The 5,757-nt window shown below is 57.7% G+C and carries 7 protein-coding genes; all 7 read right to left on the bottom strand.

What is annotated here, in order from left to right:
• On the bottom strand, positions 1 to 188 hold a 188-nt coding region (locus IT585_15460), incomplete at its 3' end, for a hypothetical protein (protein ID MCC6964648.1).
• Between the two features lie 249 nt (positions 189 to 437).
• On the bottom strand, positions 438 to 1,001 hold the full coding sequence (locus IT585_15455; GenBank protein MCC6964647.1) for a hypothetical protein: 564 nt from the start codon (positions 999 to 1,001) through the stop codon (positions 438 to 440).
• A gap of 205 nt (positions 1,002 to 1,206) precedes the next feature.
• The gene (locus IT585_15450; protein MCC6964646.1) at positions 1,207 to 3,465 is read right to left on the bottom strand and encodes a DEAD/DEAH box helicase; all 2,259 of its coding nucleotides are present in this window, start codon (positions 3,463 to 3,465) and stop codon (positions 1,207 to 1,209) included.
• 1 nt (position 3,466) lies between these two features.
• Entirely contained in the window at positions 3,467 to 4,009 is a 543-nt protein-coding gene (locus tag IT585_15445) for a hypothetical protein (GenBank protein MCC6964645.1), read from the bottom strand.
• Positions 4,006 to 4,191 (bottom strand): hypothetical protein, encoded by a 186-nt coding sequence (locus tag IT585_15440; GenBank protein ID MCC6964644.1) that lies wholly within the window; start codon positions 4,189 to 4,191, stop codon positions 4,006 to 4,008. The genes IT585_15445 and IT585_15440 overlap by 4 nt, the downstream gene beginning before the upstream one ends.
• A gap of 5 nt (positions 4,192 to 4,196) precedes the next feature.
• Positions 4,197 to 5,501 (bottom strand): thymidine phosphorylase, encoded by a 1,305-nt coding sequence (locus IT585_15435; protein ID MCC6964643.1) that lies wholly within the window; start codon positions 5,499 to 5,501, stop codon positions 4,197 to 4,199.
• The coding region (locus tag IT585_15430; GenBank protein MCC6964642.1) for a 2-deoxyribose-5-phosphate aldolase at positions 5,498 to 5,757 on the bottom strand (260 nt) is incomplete at its 5' end. The genes IT585_15435 and IT585_15430, both read right to left, overlap by 4 nt.

Genomic DNA, 5,757 nt, shown 5'->3' with positions numbered 1-5,757 from the left:
CTTTCGGCGTCCGTAATGAATGACAGGTTGTCGTTTTCATCATCTAGTTCCATTTTCAAGCTGCCCCAGCCGATACCGAAGCCGATGTAGAAGCCCGTATGCGTCGCGGGCTTCAGCCCGGCAAAGGTGGGTGCGGCGAACAGCGCAATCAACAGGGCAATTGAGGTAACTTGAAGGCGAGAGTTCATAAATTCCTCCGAGTGAATTTGGATCGTATGTTGTGATTCAAGGAAGCGATTTGAGCGGTAATCGCAAGTGGGAAGATCGCAGTTCTGCAGACGTTGAGCCAAAACGTGATCGCATCCTCGCGGTAGGGACTTGAACGAAGGATTGAGATTCCTTCGCTCCGCCTCCCTCCATGGCATCGGCCCCACCCTTCGCTGGCGCTGCAGGTGGGCTACCGGGTCGCGATGATCAAGGCCTTTGCTGAGTTGGCGTCACCAGTACCATCCAACGTCTATGCTGAGCGCAATCTGGTAGTAGGACTCCGGATCCATGTTTACGTAGTCCCCCCGCAGCGTCGGAAGGATCGAAAACGTCTGCGACGTAGAAATGTCGAAACCAATTGCTGCGTGCGCGGCAAGGCCACCAGCTTGGACTGAACTATTCCAGGGACCGAATTCTCTCCGTTCATACTGAACGGAACCGAACCCAAGACCGCCTCGGAGGAAGATAGACGAGCTGGGGTAAAAGGTAAGCGCGACCACGGAACTCGTGTATTGCCAATACCTGTTGGAGACTCGAAACAGCGACGCCGCTGATTCTGAGCCGATCAGGAGATTGGGTCTGACAATGAATCCTGTGCGCATCGAAATTGCGAACGCACCCTCGGCATCAGGCTCTGTGCCCCAGTAGTCTTGGCTAAGCTGAGATGAGGCGGCACCGACGCCAAAGCCCAGATAGACTCCTTTTGGCTTTGTGTTTTCAAATCGCTTTGCGCCGAAGCTGACCGAGACGGAGGCCATCATAATGACAAGTGAAACCCAAACAATCCTTTTCATGCGTGCTCCTCTTTCGAAGAAGTATCGTTATACTGAGAATCAATCTATGATCTGAGAACGAAGAGAGCAAGCGCGATGTTGACTTCCGTGGGTACCGGGCTTGCCTGCCCGGCATTGTAGCTTCGAGCGACAGCGGGTTGGCAGACCCAACCCCTACGGGCGCTGGAATCGACCTAGCGAGCGCAGAGTCAGGCCAGCAACGAATTCAAGCGATGGATGTGACTGATTTGAGCGCCTGCTCAAGCAACAGCGCCGCATTCCGCTTCCCCTCGCGCCCGACCTCAATCTCCGGACCGACGCACGACGGGCAACCGGTCTGACAAGGGCAATCCTTGATCAACTGGATGGCGGCCGAGAAGATCTCCGGCGCCACGCGGAAGATCTTCTGCGCATACCCGACACCGCCGGGCACTGACTCGTAGATGTAGATCGTTGGCCTCTCCGTAAAAGCAGACTTAACTTGCGAAATCGAGCGCAGGTCGCGCGAGTCGCACATCAAATACAGCGGCGCGACAATGCCAAGCACATTGGCAACCCCGCGCAATGCCGCACCCAGATTGGCGCGACCGAATCCCAGCTGCTCGCCGATCTCTTCATCGTATTCGTGCCAGAAAGAGGTCGTATGCATCTCAATCTCCGGCAGCGCGAGCTTGCCCGACCCGACGTTCTCGTGCGTCTCGAATTTGATCTTCTTGAACAGCACCGTCACGTTCGTGATCGAGACCTCGCCCCAATTCGTTGCGCCGGCAGTGTCATTGACTTCGATAACTTTCAGATCGGCCTTGGTCTCGGCGTCCGTGTAGTAGTCGACTTTGTCCTCCTTGACATAGGCCTTCTTGCCCTCCCAATCGAGCTGCTCTACTTGATACTGATTGCCGAGGTGAATATAAATCGCCTCGGGATGCAACAGCATCGGCGCCGAAAAATAGTCAACCTCGCCGATCACGCGGTTGTTATCGGAGGTGTTCAGGATCACGAAGTTGTCCGGCGAGGCAGAACGCAGCGAGACCTCGGTCGCCGGATAAATCTCCGACGACCAGTGCCAGCGATTGGCCGAAAAGTGCAGCACGCCGCGGCTCTGAAGATAATCGAGAATTTCCGCCGTCGTCTGCACCCCCATGACCTCTTCCTGATGAAACGGCAGCTCAAAGGCGCCGCATTTCAAGTGCGAAGTCAGAATGACGAAATTGTTCGGATCAATGACACCCATCTCGGGCGGCGCTTCGAAGAAGTATTCAGGGTGCGAAACGACATATTGATTCAGCGCCGAGCTCGAGGCGATCATGATCGAGACACTCACTGTGTTCTTGCGGCCGGCGCGACCAGACTGCTGGCGGGTCGAGGCAATCGTGCCGGGATAGCCGCAAATAATCGACACATCGAGCGAGCCGATGTCGATGCCGAGTTCAAGGGCGTTGGTTGAAACGACCGCCGTGATCTCGCCCTGGCGTAGCGCGCGTTCGATCTCGCGGCGTTCATTCGGCAAGTAGCCGCCGCGGTAGCCCTCAATGCGCACCCCGGGGCAGTCGCGCCGCAGATACGTCAACAGCAACTCGACATTCAGTCGGTAGGGAACGAAGATGATGCTCTGGACGCGATTGCCGATGAAGCGTTGCGCCACGCGCCCGGCCTCCAGCAGCGATGACTTGCGAATCCCCAGTTGCTGATTGATCACCGGCGGGTTGTAGAAAATGAAATGCTTTTCTCCGGCGGGTGAGCCGTTCTTGGAGACTAATTCCATCGGCCGGCCGGTGAGTTGTTCCGCCAGTTCCTTGGGATTGCGGATCGTTGCGGAACAGCAAATGAACTGCGGACTGGAGCCATAGAACTTGCAGATGCGCTCGAGCCGGCGCAGAACATTGGCCAGATGCGAGCCGAACACCCCGCGATAAGTGTGCACCTCATCGATGACAATATACTTGAGATTCTCGAACAGCTTGATCCACTTGGTGTGATGCGGCAACACGCCGGAATGAAGCATATCCGGGTTGGTGACGACGATATGCCCGGCCTTGCGCACCTTGCGTCGCACCTCGGCCGGTGTGTCGCCGTCAAATGTGTACGTATTGATCTCAATGCCCAGCGCGTCGATCACCTGCTGCAATTCGACCATCTGATCCTGCGACAACGCCTTGGTCGGGAACAGGTACAGCGCGCGAGTTTCCGGCTCGGCGATCATCCGCGATAGGATCGGCAGATTGTACGACAGCGTCTTGCCCGAGGCCGTCGGCGTGACGACCGTCACGTGTTTCCCGTTCCGTGCGTACTCGTAGACCTGCGCCTGATGCGAATAAAGCCGGTGAATCCCGCGCTTCTCCAGCACGGCGCGCAGGTTCGCCGGCACTGAAGCCGGGAAGTCGACATATTCGCCGGCGCGCGGCGGGACGACCTGCCACTGGGTGATGTTGTCCATGAAGCTGCGGTCGGAACGCAATTGGTCGAGAACCTGGGCGACCGACAGCATGCTACATCACCTTCATGTAGGTGCGCTTACAGATGTCGCAGAATTTTTCGCTCTTCTGGTCGATGTCGAACATCTCGTTCGAGTTGAACATGACGCACTTGGGATTGCGGCACTGGGGGATCGAAAACAAGATGCCGACCACCCGCGTGGCTTCCTTGACCAGGCGGTGATAGATCAGTTTCTCGTCATCCGGCAAGCCGTAAAACTGCTGCTTGAGTTGATAGAGCGAGACCAGGCCGGTGCCGCCGATGTCGTCGGCTTCCGACACCAGGACGTGATGGCGGGTGTTGTAGATATCGTCTTCGATGACGCCGATAATCTTCTCTTTGTCGCTGGCCTTGAGCAGTTCGAGCTTCTGCAAAATCATCGTGGAGAAATACTGCCCCTTGATCACATCATACGCTTCGTTGGGAATCTTGATCCCCTGCAGGATATCGACGCTGTGGCCGAAGCGACTCGACAGCGCCGTCGACAGCTTGTTGATCTGGAAATAATCGACGTCCCCGAGCGGGACGATCACGATTTTGGCGCGATACCGTTTCATGACTTCTCAAAGAAGCGCGAGGTTGATCCGTCGGGCGAAATCTTGATGCGCATCGGTGCGGCACAGCGCGGGCACCAGCCGACAAAGGCCGTGCCTTGCTTGTTCATGTAGATTCGACTGTAGACCTTGCAGCACTTGAACATCACACCCAGGTAGGGTCGTTCTTCGCGTTTCTCGTTCATTGTTCTCACAACCGTGCCAGCACCAAGCGCGGTCTTTCCGGCGGCGCCGGCGTAATCCGGATGCAGGTCAGGAACTTCTCTTCAAAATCGGCCAGTTTCGCCGATCGGGACGCGTAACCTGTCGCTAAGGGCTGACCGGCTGAAACCTGACCGCCGATCTTGGCGTGCAGTTCAATTCCGGCCAGATAGTCGATCTTGTCGGCTACCGCGCGGCGACCGGCGCCGAGTTTGACTGCCAGAAATCCCAGGCGACCGGCATCCAACGCACTAATATACCCGCTTGCGGGGCTTTCAACAACGACCTTGTGCGCGCGCTCTTGCCGCTGTTCGGCACGCTCCAGCGTCTTCGTATCTCCGCCGCAGGCTTTGACATAGCGGCAAAACGACTCATACGACTCGCCCGATCGCAACTGCTCACTCATGCCGCCCTGTATCGAACATGCCGAGTCGCTCAGCCCGGCAACCTTGAGCATCTGAGAGCTCAGTTCCAACGTCAGCGCTACCGTGTCGGCAGGTCCGCCACCCTTCAGCACCTCGACGGTCTCGATCACTTCCAGCCAGTTGCCGATCATCCGCCCGGTGGGTTGATCCATATTGGTGATCACCGCGCGCGCCGGTAGGGAATGGGCGCGGGCGACTTCCACCAACGCTTTCGCCAACGCCAGCGCATCTTCCTGCTTCTTCATGAATGCACCGGCACCCGACTTGACGTCGAATACGATCCCATCCGACTTCAGCGCCAGCTTCTTCGACATGATACTCGCGACAATCAGCGGAATCGATTCCACTGTACCGGTGGCGTCACGGAGGGCATAGATCTTCTTGTCGGCCGGCGCGATCCTCGCCGTCTGACCGGTGATGGCGAAGCGATGCCTCTTCAAGAGCCGGCCGAAGGTGGCGGGCGAGTGAAATACCTTCATCCCGGGGATCGCCTCCAGCTTGTCCAGCGTCCCGCCAGTGTGGCCGAGACCGCGACCTGAAAACATGCCGACGGCAATCCCGCAGTCGGCCAAAATCGGCGACAGCGTTAGCGAGAGTTTGTCGCCGACTCCCCCTGTCGAATGTTTGTCGATCAACGGTCGGTCGAGGCCTTTAACCGCTACCGTCGTGCCCGACTTGAGCATCGCCGCCGTAAGCGCCGAAGTCTCTTCCGGCGAAAGTCCGCGAATAAATGCCGCCATCAAGAATGCCGACATCTGGTAGTCGGTCACCTTCGTGCGCGTGTACTGCTCAACCAACCACTGGATTTCGGAGGCCTGGAGTTCGCCGCCGTCGCGCTTAACGGCGATCAATTCGTAAAGCGTCTTCATTTGCGGTTGCGCAACTCCTGCAGTATGGCGACGCCGGACGATGTGCCAATACGTGACGCGCCGGCTTCGATCATGCTCAAGGCTTGCTGCAGTGTGCGGATGCCGCCCGACGCTTTCACGCCGACCCGCCCGCCGACTGTCTCGAAGAGCAGCGCAACGTCCGCAGCGGTCGCCTGCCCGAACATCCCGGTCGACGTCTTGACGAAATCGACGCCGCAATCGGCGGCAATCGTGGCAGCAGCGACTTTTTCGTCGT

The sequence above is a fragment of the Candidatus Zixiibacteriota bacterium genome, from assembly GCA_020853795.1.
In the GTDB taxonomy this organism is placed as follows: Bacteria; Zixibacteria; MSB-5A5; order CAIYYT01; family CAIYYT01; genus JADJGC01.
The sequence above is the reverse complement of the archived record's forward strand: the minus strand, read 5'-3'. Positions and strand labels throughout refer to the sequence as shown.